Here is a 14,616-nt window from a genome sequence, read left to right on the forward strand (position 1 = left end):
CCTCCCATGTTAGTATCATCGATAGTGATACATATTTTAAGGCTATATATATCTTGTGCTAATGTACATAAATGAACGTCAAAGAGAAATTTTAGTACTTTATCAATTTCACTTTATCTTCATTAATTATCACGCCCGAATATTCAGGAATTGTTATTCCTAGTTCTTTAACGCGTGAATTTGAGTAGTTAATGGCAACGATAGTTCTCTCTCCCATGTGTTCCCTCTTGTATACCATGAATTTTCTTTTAAACTTCACCGGGACAAAATTACCAAAAAGGAGGGCTTTATTGTTTTTCCTAATCTTTACTAGTGTCTTTGTTATCTCCAAAATCCTTTGATCCCACTCTTCTTCATTCCACAACATTGGTGCTCTGGAAGATTCCATTCCTTGGAGATTAATCCCTCTCAACCCTATTTCATCTCCGTAGAAGAGAGATGGAATACCTTTGTAAGTCATCAAGAAGACCAAAGCACACACGTACTTCCTCTTATCCCCAACTATATCCAAAAATCTCTCAACATCATGATTGTCTAAAAAATTATACATTAGATACTCTGCTGGGCCATAATACGAGCTTAAGAGCTCTAGTTCATTTAAGAATTCCTCGGCTGTAATCTCCTCATATCCAAAAAACCTTAAGATTGCATCATAGAGCCGATAGTTCATGACTCCATGGAATTTATCAAACAGCCATAACCTTGCATCATCCATAACTTCTCCAATTAAGTACTTTTCTTTTGGCAATGCTTCTCTAACTTCTTTCCACACTTCTGGAGGAACCCCATGAGCAACATCCATTCTAAATCCATCGACCCCCTTATTTGTCCAGAAAAGAATCACATTCTTGATAAACTCTCTAACCTTTGGATTATCGTGGTTTAATCTCGGCATTATCCAAACTGAGAAAAAGCTCTCGTAATTCCAGCCAAGGGATTTTATCTTTTTGTACTTTTCTTCCCAGGAAGATTTTGAATGGAGGATTTGAAGAAATTCTTTTGAGACTACTGGAAATTTAATAATCCTGTAAAAGTTTTTAAAGCTGCTATTTTCCCCCTTCCTTACAACATCTTGGAAATATGGGTGGAAAAAGCTCGTATGGTGAAATACCCCATCAAGGATAACCTTTATATCAAACCTTTTAAGCTCAGATAACAAATCCACAAAGGCCCTGTCTCCTCCAAGTCTCCTTGCAACGTGGAAATAATCAACTATGTCATATCCATGATATGTGAGGGAACTGAAGATTGGAGTTAAATATATTGCATTTATTCCAAGGTTCACAAGGTGGTCTATCTTTTCCTTAATTCCGATTAGATCTCCTCCCCAATATTTATCTTTTGGATAGGCAATTCCTTGAATTTTCCTAGACCTAGCAAATTTGTCTGGCATTATTTGATAGAATACCCTGTCAATAACCCAGGTTGGAAATTCGATACTGAAGGGTCTCGCCTTAAATTGACCATACTCAAATTTCGCTCCTTCCATTGTTAATACTTCAAATGAATAATTTAACCTCTTATCTCCTCCTTCTACGATAACCTCAAAGTAATCAAATAGCTCATCAGAAGCCTTCTTCCTCATAGGAACATGCTTCTCCCCCAGGAAAGTTGCCCCTTTTATTACCCCCTTTTGTGTCCTTAAAAGAACGTGAACCCTCCCAAAAATTTCATACAGATACAGGAGAGAAGGAGTATGGAAAACCAAATCGTCACTTTTGACAATTCTTGCAACATTAACTTCTCTGTGGAATTTGTAACCCTTTCTAGTATATACTCTTCTTTCAGGATTATCTGGATCTAAGACGAATTTCCCATCTATTGAAAAAGCATAGTGCCATACCCCTTCTGGAAGGGCGATTTTAATCTTCCAATTCTTTCCTTCTTGCTCCATTCTAAAACTTCCCTCATTAAATGCATTAAAGTCACCAAGGAGGTATGCATAGCTTCCTTCTCTTATTAGGGAAAATTCCACCTCTGCAACTCTTCCAAAGATCTCGCTATCTCTGAAACTGACGAGCTTATACATGTTTGTAGCAATTGCTTAAAGGAATAAAAACGTTTCAGTAGTTAAGTTAGAATATATACAAAGTGGATCTCCTTAGTGGATTTCTGGGGTCTTTAATACAGTGGTTTTTGTTTATGTACCTCTTACAATGGCCACGGATGCAATATAGACAACAATTTGCTAAAGCAAATCTCCTAGAGAGACGTGCTAGAAAGGAAACTCCACAGTCACAACATTGATTCATAAACAATGGCCCATTTGGAATTCCAATATATAGGTTCATTAGCATTGAAGATAGTGAGGAAGTTCTAAAGGCTATAAGAATGGCCGTTCTGGTTGGCCGTGATTTTGTGTAAAGTTCGTAAATATCGACATGGCCAACCTTCCAGCCTCTCATCTTCATTGGCTGGCTTTCGGGGGGAACGGTGACTCCCCACATCTTCAAGTCCCAGAAGAGGTCTACGCACTTATGGCTATAAGCAACCCGTAAGGCAAAGAGGAACAGTTGAATTCGCTTCTTTCCCAGGGAAGCAGGAAGCTAAGTAATAGTTATTTTCTTAGAAATGCTCCTACATCTGTTATATTTTTTATGAACTTTTCCTCGTTACTTGGGTTTATTCTTCCTATTCCAAGAACGTCCCCTAACTCGTTCATAACTACAATTTTTTTGCTTCCTTTCCAAACTAGCTTTCTCACTGCTTTTTTAGGAACGTCTTTTCCAGTAGTAAACAGAAAAGATGCCTTAGGGCCAAGAACAGCATAGTTCTTTTCAATATCAACAAAGGTAAAGAACTCTATGGCTGGATAAAATTTCTCAACGAGGTTCTCGTCAACTTTTATCATCCCTACAAAGGTTCCTAGCGCAAAAGGTCTCACTGTTAAATCCTCAATAATCTTCCAAACTTCATTATTTACCGCATAAACGTCTCGATATTTCCCTTCAACTATGGCAAAAAAATTATGGACAAGTGTCCCAAATTTTTCCGCTTCTTTGAGTATGAGATCTATCTCCCAAGAAGATGCTCTTCTTGCTATAATTTCACCATTCATCCTCTTCTTCTTCCTCCCACTCCTCCTCTTCCCACTCTTCGTCCCAATCTTCTTCCCAATCTTCCTCGTATTCTTCTTCCTCCCAGTCTTCCCACTCCTCTTCTTCCGTCCAATCTTCCTCCATCTCTTCTAAAAGCTCCTCTTCTTCTTCAAACTCTTTCTTGATTTTCTTTCTTGGTTGCATGAAGATCCCTCAGATTATACTTCTCGATAATGAGTTATAAACCTTTCTCAAAATAAAAATCGCCAAAGAGCTCTTCTTCTTGAATATAGGATCTTCTTATTTTTAATCCAGTATATGCCTTCTCAAGCTCCCTACCAAGGTAAAATGCATGCCGAGGGGATATCGAAAAATGCTCTAGTATTGTGTCTATGATTTCATTTGGTTCCTTTCCGATGATCGTCATAACAGGATTTGTTCCTTTATATGCCGTTACAGCAAGCTCTGTTCCAACAACGTAAATTTTAAAATACACTTCTTCCAACTTTACAGGCTTTTTCTTTGCCCTAATAATTGTTTTAGCGAATTCAATCTTTTGCTCCTTCCTTCGTTTTTCTTTCAGGATAAGCAGGTTAATACCCACGTCTTTTACTCCTCCCAAGAGAACCATGTCAATACCTCTTTTAAGCTCTCTAACGCTTCCAGTAGCTTTTGGGCTTACTTCCGTCGTTAAAAGGAGCGAAATTTTAAGCTCACCAGCTATACTTGCCAAGAGAGCATTTAATCCCACACTGTCTGCATCCATCATTTCGGTAATATTTCCTACCCCCGCGAGGAGAATATCCTGAGGATTTCTCATCCTATATAAGTAAAACGCCACTAGAGACCTGGAAAAGTTCGGATAATGCTCTAATATAGGGTCAAGTATCAACCCCTTGTATCCAAGATTTAGGGCCTTTTCCTTAAGTTTTTCTAACGCTTTTGCCCTTCCTATGGGATCTTCTATAAACTTTCCTTCCTTCATATTCGTTGGAATTAAAACTACTGGCTTTGAGGGCAATATTTCCTCAACTGTCCCAAAATCAACGCTCAAAATAAGATCTACTTCCTTCTCCCCAGCTTCAATTTCCTTTGGGTTAAGCGTATCCAAGGAGAGTGGTGCATTTATTTTCTCCTTGATTTCTGGAAGAACACTTTCAAGGAATTCCACATTAGTTTTCCCACTTTCCATTCCTATGTCGATTATATCAGCACCTTCCCTTAGATAGTATTTTGCTTTCCTCATTATTTCCTCTATTGTTAGAGAAGGAGCGTCAACAATCTCAGCCACTATCCTTGTAGGGAAATCAAGCCCTACAGGGAGAGTTCCAATTAATATATTTCCAGGCCTCTTCAGAGCCTTCTCTATGTATCTCTTGTTTTTAGCCTTGTTTCTTATGTCTTCAACTTTCTTTAGCGCATCCTGAGAAAATAACTCATCTGCTGGCACTATCTTGCTTAGCTTGAATCCCTGTTTTATGGCTTTCAACACCTGGGGAATATCAACAGCATTCTTTGGACCTTTATATGCAGGAACCCCAAACTCCCTCTCTATAACTTCTGCTGATCCTTTTACAAGACCGGGAATCAATATTAGGTCATATTCCTTCACGTTTATTTTGGATTTTTTCAGATAGTACACTATAAGTTCGGGGGTTAGAAAAGCAGCTACCGTAACTGGAGTTACAAAAACATCACATCCTTTTCCGTATTTTCTAACTAGAGGTTCCGCTAATCTACCAGTAACAAGAAGAATTCTCAAATTATGTGCCCTCCCTCATTCCCAGGGCCTCTAAAAACCTTTCCGTTATCGCCTCCTCAACAAGTCTTAGAAGGGATGCCTTATCCTTTGCAAGCTTAAATATTCCTAGGGGTATTCTCGCTCCTCCAGCCTGAGGATGTCCTCCACCACTTCCAAGAGAACCAAATGCCTCCTTCATTATTGCGCCTATGTTAACCCTTACATCCCTTGTTCTTGCTGAGATTTCAATTCTGTCATCTACTATCCCAAAGACAAGAACAGTTGTTATTCCCTCAAGTCTCAGCAAAAAGTCTGCTGCTTCCGCTATGGCATCTCTATTGGCAATGAACCCAACGTTACTTATTATTACGTTCTTGTATATTCTCCTGTTTAAAATTGCCCTAGCAAGAATCTCTGCAGTTTCTGTGCTAATGTCTGGGAACTCAATTTTATCTAGGAGGTCATAATCCACATGTCCACTGAGAAATTCTATGGCCTTTATATCTATCTTACTTAGCTTGGAGAACTTTTTGGTATCTATGTACATTCCATAGAAGAGGGCCGTGGCAAGGTTTTCGTCAATTGGTATTTCGAGGGACTTCAGGTATTCCACCAAAATTGAGGATGTAGAATTTGCCTCGGGCCTTATATCGACAAAACAATTATCGGGAAGCTTTTCTCTTAGATTTTGAAGGATTTGATGATGGTCTATAATTATTTGGACCTTTGCTATGTCCTCATCGTCCAAGATTGAAATGTTTCCATTTGGCTGGGCATCAACGATGGCAATCGCCGAATGCCTCTTAATTTCATAACTTCCCCTCGAAACTTTCCTGAAATCCATTCCAAGAATGTTAACCATGGCTCTGTTCTGATGGTGAGTTATATCTCCCCCGTAAACTATTACTGTCTTTAAACCTACCGTCTGAGCAATTAGGGAGAGAGCCGATGCGCTTGCCATACAATCAGGATCAGGATTATCATGCATAACTATCAAGAGTGTGTCAGTATTTTCCTTTATCTCATTTAGCTTTTCTATGAGTTTCATAGAATTCTTTTTCTCCCCAATTTTTTCTATTGTATCCACTACTGCCCTAACAATAGCACTTCTTGGATTTATTACATAGTCAACTTTGACGTCAGTATCGTATTTCTCCTTTGCTATCGACGCAATTTCCTCTAAAGAGGTATCTTCAGGCAAAATTAGAAGAACAGCTGCATCTTTGTTGTTATTTTGGATCACATGAAGAGTCTTTGCTATTACCTCTGGATCACTTATCGTAATGACAATGAGGTCTGCTTTTTCGATATGAGCCTTTAGCAAGGTAGCTGTGTAAGAAAAGTCACCCTGAACTACTTGCAACCCTTTTTCAGCCAGAGTCTGAACTCTAACCTCGTCCTTCTCCACTACAATAACCTCAAACTCTCCAAATAGACTTTCTGCTATGGCTCTTCCCAGTACCCCTCCTCCAAGTACTAAGACTCGCATGAGCGTCACCTGGAATTCAATAATGTTTAAATATTGTCTTCGCTAATCTAAATTTAAGGCTGGAACATCTAACTGTTATCATTACATTATGGGTATATATCTCTAATGGTGAGGGACATGGAATTTGGAAATCTTAAGCCAGGGGTAGAAAATTCAGTATGCCTCTCCGCTGAAGATCTTTTAAATACTGTACTCAGCGTTATAAATTCAACCAAAGCTAGGGGTGCATACGTAAAAATCTTTGGTAAGGACATGGAAGACAATTATCTCCTGGAAATGTTAGTGGATGGTTCTAGGATTCTCGCAATAGAATGTTCCTATGTCCAAGCAAAGAAAAAAGTCGTTGGAGAGGAAGCAATTAAAAAATTAGCTGAACTCGTTGAGCTTCCCCTAATAGTTTCTGTATATCCTTTAGATGACAACCAGTTCAGGTTAATTCTTGCAAACAACTTGGAAGTGTATTCTCAAACCCCAGCTGTTCCACTGAGTAGTGTTTTCAAAAAAGGAGCCACTAGGACTATAGAATCTGCAATAGAAGAAGCAAAAGAAGAAAAAGAAGAAGAAATTCAAAAGATAATGAAGAAGACCGAAGAAATTGTCACCGAAGAAAAGAAAAAGAAAGAAGAGAAAAAAGAAGCTCCAATAGAAATACGAAAAGAAAGCAAAATTGAGGTTGTTGGAGATATCAGCGAAGAAGTAAAAGAAAAAATAAAGAAGGCAATAAGAAGTTACGTAGAGACTGTTAACAACGAGATTACAAGTCAGTTAAATGGGGCAAAGATATCTTCCTACGACCTCTCTGCCCAAGTTGGAGAAGGAGTCATTCATATAAGCGGGGAGTTTTACGTGGCTTCTCAAGAAGGAGGCAATCCTGAAATTCTCAAAAGAAGAGTTATGTTTACTATACACAAACATCTTCCGAAAATTAGGAGAGATACCGATTATAAGCCTCTAATTAAGAGCATAAAGGTTAACGTTATTGCAGGGGGTCGTGTGGAATCTATTGAAGAGAAGGAAAGAGAAGATGTAAGCCTTTGGAGATTAACTAAGCCAAAAGCAGAACAATTAGCTCCAAACTTATATCTAGCCGTAGATCCGCAATTTAGACAGTACTTTGTGAGGTTTAGTAGAACGTTGCTAAAAGAGATAGAAGCCAACGGAGTTCTTGTTGATAGATTATTCATCGAAGTTCTAGGAGGAGTTCGAGAATTTGAGATAAACATTGAGTTAGAAGGAAAATCCAAAGAGATGGATGAAGCAAGGCTCCAGGCTTTAATCGTTAACTTGGCAAGAAGACATGCCTCAGAATTGAGCAAGATAGTAGGGAAGTACGTATGGGTTAACAAAGTTGAAGTGAGTCTTTCTAAGGAAGCCGAGCTATCTACAAAAGCAGTAGAAATTCTCAAAAAGAAAGAAAGCCTAGAAAAAGAAGTTGAAAAAATGCTGAGAGAGGCTGGAATAGAAGAGTTGAATTATCTACTAGAAGACAAAAAGAAGGAAGTTGAAGAAAACGTCTTGAAAGCACGAATAGAAACTTCAGTCCAAATGTTAAGGCAGAAAATGCAAGATGAACTTAGATCAATACCTCGCGCTAATTTAAGGTGGCTTAAGCTCAACTATGAGCCAAAAGGTTCTTCAGTTGAACTAATAATTGAGGCTAGTCTTGCAAAAATTGAAGAAGAGGGATTATTTGGGGCATTATCCTCCATTAGCGATGAAGAGATAAAGAGAAGAGCAACTGAGGTAATACTCAGGGTTATAAGAGAAGTTAGTCAGGAAACAGGTGTACAGTTTAAGATAGGGAGACTAAGTATAATAGTTAGGTGATCAGCACTCAAGATCCTCATCATCCTTCAGGACCTGCCGAGTTCATCATCTCAACCCAACAACCCTAGACTGAACGTGACGCTTGGGAAATATTTGACTTGGATCATGTCCTTTTCTTCTTATCAACTCTCTTAATTCCGTCTCATAATCCCCCTTTTGAACCTTTTCGCTTTCATCCTCAACAACAACAAATATTTCATTTACAAGCTCTCTAATTGTTTTGTACCCTAATCCGAGAAGAGGCCGAATATACGCCACATTATATCTATCTTCAAGTGATCTTGCCTTTGATAAGTCTAAAAATGGCACTCTATCATCTCTCCTAGTTCCATCACTAATCCTTTTCACTTCTTCACGGGAAGCGATATATTCAAGAGCTCTTTCATGAATGTATTGGATTGCATTTCCCGCCCTTCCTTCCTTTATGCACATTTCCGTAGCTTTCTCTAAGATCCCTATTGGCATTTCTATAACTTCATGGTCAAAACCAAGTATTTCCGCCGTTTCTCTTGCAAACTTCCAATTATCTAAGACTCCAAAGGTTATCGTTATTAGCTTAACCTCATATCCTAATTTTTTGAGTATCCATGCCGCAAGTGAAGAGTCTTTTCCCCCACTAAAGAGATGATAAACCACTTTCATGGAATAAGCTAACAGCATTTAAATAAAAATCTTGCCTTGTTTAGGATAAAATGTCCAAATTCTTTACATTTAGCAACCTTTAAATATTATTTCACGTTAGTAAAACTTGGGGGAAGATAATGGTAGAGAGATCTAAAGTTAGAGTCCTAATCGCCAAGCCCGGGCTTGATGGACATGACAGAGGAGCAAAAGTTGTGGCAAGAGCCCTTAGAGATGCTGGTTATGAAGTTATATATACGGGAATTAGACAGACTCCAGAACAGATAGTTGAGGCTGTCATTGAAGAAGATGTTGACGTTCTTGGGATAAGCATTTTGTCAGGAGCTCATATGGTTCTAATACCTAAGATACTAAAACTGTTGGAGGAGAAAGGAATAAAGCCTGGAGAAGATATTCTAGTTGTTGCTGGGGGAATAATTCCACCAGATGACGCCGAAGAACTAAAGAAGATGGGAGTTGCAGAAGTTTTTGGCCCCGGAACTCCTCTAAAAACCATAATTGAGTTCATCGACAAAAACGTTGAAAAGCTCAAGAAGTTCAGATCCTCTACTTAATCCTTTTATATTGTTCTTGGATAATTTCTCCAGTGATGATGTATGATAGACGACCTTGTAGAGAGAATGAGAAAAGGGGACAGAAGAGCCGTTGCTAGGCTAATAACCCTAGTAGAGAATGATGAAAAGAAGGCAAGAGAAATTATAAAAAGGATATACCCTCTAACTGGAAATGCCTATATAGTTGGAATAACTGGTCCTCCTGGCTCAGGAAAGTCTACTCTGGTAGATAAATTGGTGAAAGAAGCAAGAAAAGAAGGACTAATAGTAGGTGTAATTGCCGTAGATCCAACATCTCCCTTTACAGGTGGAGCATTGTTAGGTGATAGAATTAGGATGCAAGATCACGCAACTGACCCAGGGGTTTTCATTAGAAGCATGGCTACTAGAGGGAGCCTAGGAGGATTAGCGAAGGCTACTAACGATGCAATAAAGATTCTAGATGCATATGGTTGTGATATAATTTTTGTTGAAACTGTTGGCGTTGGTCAAGTAGAAGTTGATATCGTGAAGACCGCTGATACTGTTGTTTTAGTTACAGTTCCTGGGTTAGGGGATGATATTCAAGCTATAAAAGCTGGTCTTATGGAAATAGCTGATATATTCGTTTTAAACAAGGCTGACAGGGAAGGAGCAGACGCAACTTACTTTGAACTCTCCCTTACCTTAGACTTAGAGAGCGAAAAATGGGAAAAGCTCGGCTGGAGGCCACCTATAGTTGAAACAGTTGCAACTCTTGGAAAAGGTATCAAAGAACTTTGGGAGCAGATAAAGAGGCATAGAGAGTTCCTAGAAAAATCCGGAAAATTAGAGGAAAAGAAAAGACTAAGAGTAGAAGAGGAGATAAAGACCATTGTGTCCGATATGATAGCGAAAAAGGTTGAGGTTTCAATTAAGGCTGGAAATCTTGAAGATATTTTAGAGAAGGTTATGAAAAAGGAACTAGATCCTTACTCTGCCGCTTCCCTTATCATGGAAAAAATAATTGGAGGTGGGAAGAGTGTTTAAGAAAATTGACCACGTTGGAATAGCTGTGAAGAATTTAGAAGAAGCCATTAAGATTTGGGAAGGGCTAGGACTAAAAGTTGAGGAAATAGAAGAAGTTCCTGACCAGAAAGTTAGAGTCGCCGTTATAAAGATTGGAGAGAGCAGAATTGAGCTTTTAGAGGCAACCAGCGAAGATTCTCCTATTGCAAAGTTTATTGAGAAGAGAGGAGAGGGAATACACCACATAGCTCTTGGGGTTGAAGGAATTGAGAAGAAGCTCGAGGAGCTCAAAGAGAAGGGGTACAGGTTAATAGATGAAAAACCAAGAATAGGAGCAGGAGGAGCTAAGATAGCCTTCATTCATCCAAAGAGCGTAACGGGAGTTCTTCTTGAGTTATGCGAAAGGAAGGAATGATTACTTCTCCTCTCTTTTTATATATGGCTTTCCTATAGCTATTGTGAAGTCTTTGAATGAATCATCTTTTCTATGGAACTCAATTGCTAATGGTAGATCATTTTCCTCCTTCACAACTATTCTTATTATTCTCGCTCTCGGATGGTTCTCTAAGTAGTTTTCTTTTAGATCTTCATAGCTATCCAGAACTTTTCCGATTTCCTCTTTGTTCATCTCATATATTTCTCTCGAATAGTTGCTCTTCTCTCTGATGTCTTTTATCGCTTTTTCCTTATCCACTACTCACACCTTCGTCCAGAAGCCGTTCTCAAACTTAAAAATCTTCCGCTTTTCTGCCATTCTTAAGGCTTCTTCTAGTTTCTCCCTGGGAACTTCAATGCCGTGTAGCTCCTTGAACAGAGAAATTATCTCGTCTGTTGTTAGCTTGTCCTTCTCCTCAAAGAGATTGTTAGTTAAGTTTATCATGTCCTCAACGAAGTTCCACGGAAACACAACCCAGACCCAATCTATGTCCTTGGCGTAGTAATCCGGAACGAATTTTGAGCCCTTTATATTGAGAAGGGTCGCAGTTCTAATCTCGGCAGGATTCCTAGACTTCATGTACTCATACGCTAAGCTCATGCTCTCTCCCGTATCAGTTATGTCGTCAACAATTAGAACCTTCTTGCCCTCAAAGTCATATTGAGCCCCATATTTTAACCTAGCTCTTCCATCGGGCGTTGCAGTTACTCCCCAATGCTCAACCTTAATACTTACAAGGTCTTTAACTCCCAAGTAGTCACAATAAAGCCTTGCTGCTATCCATCCTCCCCTTGCAAGTCCTACTATTACATCGGGCATCCAACCGCTCTCAAGAACCTTCCAAGCTCCTGCCTTAGCCCAGTTCTCTATGTCTTCCCAGGATGCAAGGTACGCGGGAAACTTCTTCATGGTGTCCCTCTCAAAAGATGGAATTGAGAATTTAAGATTTTTGCTTTATATGACCGCAGGTATTCCCGGAATCCTTGGGAAAGGTTGCACTTCAGCTATGTGCTTTGCCCCTACTATAAATCTAACAAGTCTTTCAACTCCAATTCCTGCTCCTGCACTTGGTTTCAGCTTTCCAGCCTTTGCAATCTCCAAATAGGGTCTAAAGGAATCCTCATTTAGACCGGCCTTCCTTATCTTTGCTACTATTTTTTCGTACTCCCATTCCCTCTCTCCACCGCTTGCCACTTCTCCATAACCATAAGGAAGTATCAAATCATAATTTCTCCAGAAGCCATCCACCTCTCTATCATAGAACTCTCTAGGAATGTTAATTATCCAGAAGGGCTCTTCCATTTCTTGACTAGCCTTTTCATCGCTCCCAAATTCCTCTAGAACTTCACTATACTCAAAGACCTCAAAGCGCTTCGTTTTGGGAAATTCTCTTCCTGTCCACTCTTCAGCTTTTCTAAAGAGGCCATAGACGAGTCTTTCAATTAACCTCATAATATCTTCCATCTTTGCCCTTTCTACTTCAAAGTCCAATTGAGTAAACTCATAGGCATGCCTTCCATCATCTTTTTGCCTGCTTTCCAATCTTATGTTTGGTGATAGGACAAATATCTTTTTCAACCCCATTGCTATTGCCAGCTGTTTATGAAGGATCATGCTATGGGTTAGTCTCATCTTTACACCATAAATTTCCACTTCCGCGGGCTCCATGCCTTCTCCTGCTGGATCTGGCCATAAAGGATCTGTTATTGGACTAATGATAACTGGGAGGAGCCACTTAAAGCCTTCTTTAACGAAGAAATCCGTCATATATTCAAGGATTTTTGTCTGAATGTCTAATGTTGGAGATATTTCTCTGGATATTATCTCAACAGCATTCATGTTTTTCACCGTTTTGTCATCTCTCAAAAATCCTTTATGTCATTTATGCATGAATTTTTGAAAATTATGCAAAAAAGATAATTAAAAACGAAGAAAATAATCAAAATGCTAATTTACTTAAAAACAATGTTGACAGTCATCTAAAGCTGACTACCCTCCTCAATTCCCTTAATAACTACAAGAGGACAGACCTCCATGCACTCTCTACAGTGAATGCACTTTTCAGGATTAACGATTATCTTCTTCCTCTTCTCATCTATCTCTATTGCCCTTTTGGGACATTTTGTTACACAAACTCCACATCCAACACATTCATAAGCTCTCCTTATGAGAAAATAGGAAAGGTATGCCTCATCCAGAGTAGGGGCGAGAATTAAGTTCCGATCAGCATCGAAGATAACATCCCCAGCTCTAAGGACGCTTTTTTCTTCTTCTACTGGGCCAAGTATAGGAGCAACCTCCTTAATCCTCTTTAAATTTACTTTAGTGGATATCTTAACTTTGAATTCTCCATTTTTCTCCTCTATTGTGTACTTAATGGCATTCCATCCTCTTTCTTCTGGAATGTAAATCCCCAATTCTCTTGCTATCACTTTCTCCCTCTTCCCAATTCTTCTCCATCTCCAGAATCCATATTTAATCCACTCTTCAGGAAGATTGAGTCTCTTTCTCCACTTTTCCAACTCCGTATACCATTTTTCCCATAACTCTGGTTTTTCTTTCTTTAATCTCTCTATTTCAGCCAAAGATTGACTTGGACAAAGGAAGCATCCTATTCTATCAATCCCCCTCTCGTACAGCTTATTATACTTTAATTTTCTGGAAAATATGTAAAGCCAAACCTCAAGTGCAGTCCAATGGAAAATTGGGGCTGCACCAATTTCGTTCGGCACCCATATATTTCTCCACACCCTTCCCTGCTTGTATCTCTTAAAGCTTTCAAACTTTCTCTGACCCACAAACATAAGAACTCCCTGGGGAAAGTGCTTATCTATAGCCAAAGTTATTGGGCCAAGCTTAGTAACTTTACAGCACCACCTATAATCCATCCCAGGGGGAGAAAATACGTTTATTGCCCTCCAAAAAGCATCTTTTGCATCTGCAATTACAAAATTTATTCCCTTAGGCTCCAACTCTCTTCTAATTTCCTCCACATTCTCTAATGTTTCAGGAAACTCAATTCCTGTATTGTTGAAAAAGACAGTGAACCTTTCAAAAGTCTCCAATGCAAGTCCTAGAACAGCTAAGCTATCCTTTCCACCAGAATATGCAACGGCAATAGGCAAGTTGTATTTTTCTTGAGTTTTCCTCATAAACTCTTTAGCCTCTTCTACTTTTTCTTCCAATGCCGTCCTGTTTGCGCGTATAACATCTTCAATGCTTGCCTTTCTATCCTTTACTCTCTTTCCACTTCCCCAGGCCTTTCTTTTCATTTTTATGCCAGTTCCTCTCTCTTTCGAAACTAATCCCGCGTAATCCTTCTTTGCTATTCCTACCCCCACAACTTCCCCATCTTCGCTGACAACTATTACTTCCTCATTTCTCTTGATGCTCTCTTCAGCTTCCAATATCCCAACTGGAAGAACATTAGCTCCCTTTTTGACAGGTTCAACAGCACCCTTATCTATGATAACCCACTTTTTCAGCTTTTTTCCAAACTTTTCCCAGAGAAGTTTTGCACCTTCAATCTTTAAGCTAGGCCTCCATTCCAGCTTTATTGGATCAAATATGATATTCCCAAAAATAAACCCATCAAAGATAATTTCATAAGCATCATCTTCACTTGGTATCTTGTTTAGAAGGACAACTTTTCCCTCCAAAATTTTCGAAATGTCTACCCCATAATGCTTCTTAAAAACTTCCACTATTAGCTCGATGTCCCGTTTAAATGCAAATCTAACGTCCCCTGGAGGGGTTAGAGTTATCTTGAACACACCTTTCTTTCCATGAATGTCACATTTATCTGAAATTAGAGGAACGTTACACTTCTCGCACCAATGAATCCAAAATCTTCCAAGTATAACAGGACCTTTTTTCCTCACCCTCTCACCACACTCTCCCTT

Annotated in this window: 14 protein-coding genes, 1 other RNA gene and 1 pseudogene; 5 read left to right on the forward strand and 11 right to left on the reverse strand. The window is 39.2% G+C overall.

Annotated elements, in window-relative coordinates:
- Positions 1–91: 91 nt before the first annotated feature.
- Positions 92–2,029, reverse strand: a complete 1,938-nt coding sequence (locus ACMFNG_RS02285; protein ID WP_011013079.1) for an alpha amylase N-terminal ig-like domain-containing protein — start codon at positions 2,027–2,029, stop codon at positions 92–94.
- Positions 2,030–2,091: 62 nt separating this feature from the next.
- Here ACMFNG_RS02285 and ACMFNG_RS02290 point away from each other — a divergent pair.
- A pseudogene (locus ACMFNG_RS02290) lies at positions 2,092–2,337 on the forward strand (SDH family Clp fold serine proteinase); the annotation flags it as partial.
- 220 nt (positions 2,338–2,557) lie between these two features.
- On the opposite strand, the gene ACMFNG_RS02295 reads toward ACMFNG_RS02290, so the two are convergent.
- The 4 genes from ACMFNG_RS02295 to ACMFNG_RS02310 are packed head-to-tail and all read right to left on the reverse strand — an operon-like array spanning position 2,558 to position 6,268.
- Positions 2,558–3,058 carry a PUA domain-containing protein gene (locus ACMFNG_RS02295; RefSeq protein WP_011013081.1) on the reverse strand — a complete coding sequence of 167 codons (501 nt, stop codon included), beginning with the start codon at positions 3,056–3,058 and terminating at the stop codon, positions 2,558–2,560.
- Entirely contained in the window at positions 3,048–3,242 is a 195-nt protein-coding gene (locus tag ACMFNG_RS02300) for a hypothetical protein (protein WP_011013082.1), read from the reverse strand. The genes ACMFNG_RS02295 and ACMFNG_RS02300 overlap by 11 nt, the downstream gene beginning before the upstream one ends.
- A 34-nt stretch (positions 3,243–3,276) precedes the next feature.
- Positions 3,277–4,800: a dihydropteroate synthase-like protein gene (locus ACMFNG_RS02305; RefSeq protein ID WP_011013083.1), complete on the reverse strand. Its 1,524-nt coding sequence runs from the start codon at positions 4,798–4,800 to the stop codon at positions 3,277–3,279.
- A 1-nt stretch (position 4,801) separates the two neighbouring features.
- Complete coding sequence (locus ACMFNG_RS02310; protein WP_011013084.1) at positions 4,802–6,268, reverse strand: DHH family phosphoesterase; 1,467 nt, start codon at positions 6,266–6,268, stop codon at positions 4,802–4,804.
- A 105-nt stretch (positions 6,269–6,373) separates the two neighbouring features.
- On the opposite strand from ACMFNG_RS02310, the gene ACMFNG_RS02315 reads away from it, so the two are divergent.
- Positions 6,374–8,095, forward strand: coding sequence for a hypothetical protein (locus ACMFNG_RS02315; protein WP_288072586.1), 1,722 nt, complete (start codon positions 6,374–6,376; stop codon positions 8,093–8,095).
- Here the strand turns inward: ACMFNG_RS02315 and ACMFNG_RS02320 are convergent.
- Together ACMFNG_RS02320 and ACMFNG_RS02325 are read right to left on the reverse strand one after the other, a co-directional pair.
- Positions 8,093–8,148: C/D box small nucleolar RNA (locus ACMFNG_RS02320), an RNA gene on the reverse strand. The two genes, ACMFNG_RS02315 and ACMFNG_RS02320, sit on opposite strands and share 3 nt — an antisense overlap.
- The gene (locus ACMFNG_RS02325; RefSeq protein WP_014835528.1) at positions 8,141–8,737 is read right to left on the reverse strand and encodes a DUF7411 family protein; all 597 of its coding nucleotides are present in this window, start codon (positions 8,735–8,737) and stop codon (positions 8,141–8,143) included. Before ACMFNG_RS02325 ends, ACMFNG_RS02320 begins: the two co-directional genes overlap by 8 nt.
- Before the next feature lie 119 nt (positions 8,738–8,856).
- Here ACMFNG_RS02325 and ACMFNG_RS02330 point away from each other — a divergent pair, with 119 nt between their 5' ends.
- Genes ACMFNG_RS02330 through mce form a run of 3 tightly spaced genes read left to right on the forward strand, consistent with a single transcriptional unit; the run spans position 8,857 to position 10,693 of the window.
- The gene (locus ACMFNG_RS02330) at positions 8,857–9,291 is read left to right on the forward strand and encodes a cobalamin B12-binding domain-containing protein (protein WP_011013088.1); all 435 of its coding nucleotides are present in this window, start codon (positions 8,857–8,859) and stop codon (positions 9,289–9,291) included.
- 42 nt (positions 9,292–9,333) lie between these two features.
- Positions 9,334–10,299: a methylmalonyl Co-A mutase-associated GTPase MeaB gene (gene meaB, locus ACMFNG_RS02335; RefSeq protein WP_011013089.1), complete on the forward strand. Its 966-nt coding sequence runs from the start codon at positions 9,334–9,336 to the stop codon at positions 10,297–10,299.
- Positions 10,292–10,693: a methylmalonyl-CoA epimerase gene (gene mce, locus ACMFNG_RS02340; RefSeq protein ID WP_011013090.1), complete on the forward strand. Its 402-nt coding sequence runs from the start codon at positions 10,292–10,294 to the stop codon at positions 10,691–10,693. The genes meaB and mce overlap by 8 nt, the downstream gene beginning before the upstream one ends.
- Here mce and ACMFNG_RS02345 read toward each other — a convergent pair whose 3' ends face one another.
- The 4 genes from ACMFNG_RS02345 to ACMFNG_RS02360 all read right to left on the reverse strand — a co-directional run bounded on the left by ACMFNG_RS02345 (position 10,694) and on the right by ACMFNG_RS02360 (position 14,595).
- A complete protein-coding gene (locus tag ACMFNG_RS02345) occupies positions 10,694–10,972 on the reverse strand; it encodes a hypothetical protein (protein ID WP_014835527.1) in 279 nt (92 codons plus the stop codon).
- 3 nt (positions 10,973–10,975) lie between these two features.
- Complete coding sequence (locus ACMFNG_RS02350; protein ID WP_011013092.1) at positions 10,976–11,623, reverse strand: phosphoribosyltransferase; 648 nt, start codon at positions 11,621–11,623, stop codon at positions 10,976–10,978.
- Positions 11,624–11,668: 45 nt separating this feature from the next.
- Positions 11,669–12,553, reverse strand: coding sequence for an asparagine synthetase A (locus tag ACMFNG_RS02355; RefSeq protein ID WP_011013093.1), 885 nt, complete (start codon positions 12,551–12,553; stop codon positions 11,669–11,671).
- Between the two features lie 140 nt (positions 12,554–12,693).
- Positions 12,694–14,595, reverse strand: coding sequence for a phosphoadenosine phosphosulfate reductase family protein (locus ACMFNG_RS02360; protein WP_014835526.1), 1,902 nt, complete (start codon positions 14,593–14,595; stop codon positions 12,694–12,696).
- Positions 14,596–14,616: the final 21 nt, after the last annotated feature.

Origin of the sequence: Pyrococcus woesei, from assembly GCF_050496105.1 — an archaeon.
GTDB lineage: Archaea > Methanobacteriota_B > Thermococci > Thermococcales > Thermococcaceae > Pyrococcus > Pyrococcus furiosus.

What these genes read in the sequence shown, in the direction of transcription:
- ACMFNG_RS02285 (WP_011013079.1), bottom strand. Translation starts at nt 2,029, where the DNA reads ATGTATAAGCTCGTCAGTTTCAGAGATAGCGAGATCTTTGGAAGAGTT.
- ACMFNG_RS02295 (WP_011013081.1), bottom strand. Translation starts at nt 3,058, where the DNA reads ATGAATGGTGAAATTATAGCAAGAAGAGCATCTTCTTGGGAGATAGAT.
- ACMFNG_RS02300 (WP_011013082.1), bottom strand. Translation starts at nt 3,242, where the DNA reads ATGCAACCAAGAAAGAAAATCAAGAAAGAGTTTGAAGAAGAAGAGGAG.
- ACMFNG_RS02310 (WP_011013084.1), bottom strand. Translation starts at nt 6,268, where the DNA reads ATGCGAGTCTTAGTACTTGGAGGAGGGGTACTGGGAAGAGCCATAGCA.
- ACMFNG_RS02315 (WP_288072586.1), top strand. Translation starts at nt 6,374, where the DNA reads ATGGTGAGGGACATGGAATTTGGAAATCTTAAGCCAGGGGTAGAAAAT.
- ACMFNG_RS02325 (WP_014835528.1), bottom strand. Translation starts at nt 8,737, where the DNA reads ATGAAAGTGGTTTATCATCTCTTTAGTGGGGGAAAAGACTCTTCACTT.
- ACMFNG_RS02330 (WP_011013088.1), top strand. Translation starts at nt 8,857, where the DNA reads ATGGTAGAGAGATCTAAAGTTAGAGTCCTAATCGCCAAGCCCGGGCTT.
- meaB (WP_011013089.1), top strand. Translation starts at nt 9,334, where the DNA reads ATGATAGACGACCTTGTAGAGAGAATGAGAAAAGGGGACAGAAGAGCC.
- ACMFNG_RS02350 (WP_011013092.1), bottom strand. Translation starts at nt 11,623, where the DNA reads ATGAAGAAGTTTCCCGCGTACCTTGCATCCTGGGAAGACATAGAGAAC.
- ACMFNG_RS02355 (WP_011013093.1), bottom strand. Translation starts at nt 12,553, where the DNA reads ATGAATGCTGTTGAGATAATATCCAGAGAAATATCTCCAACATTAGAC.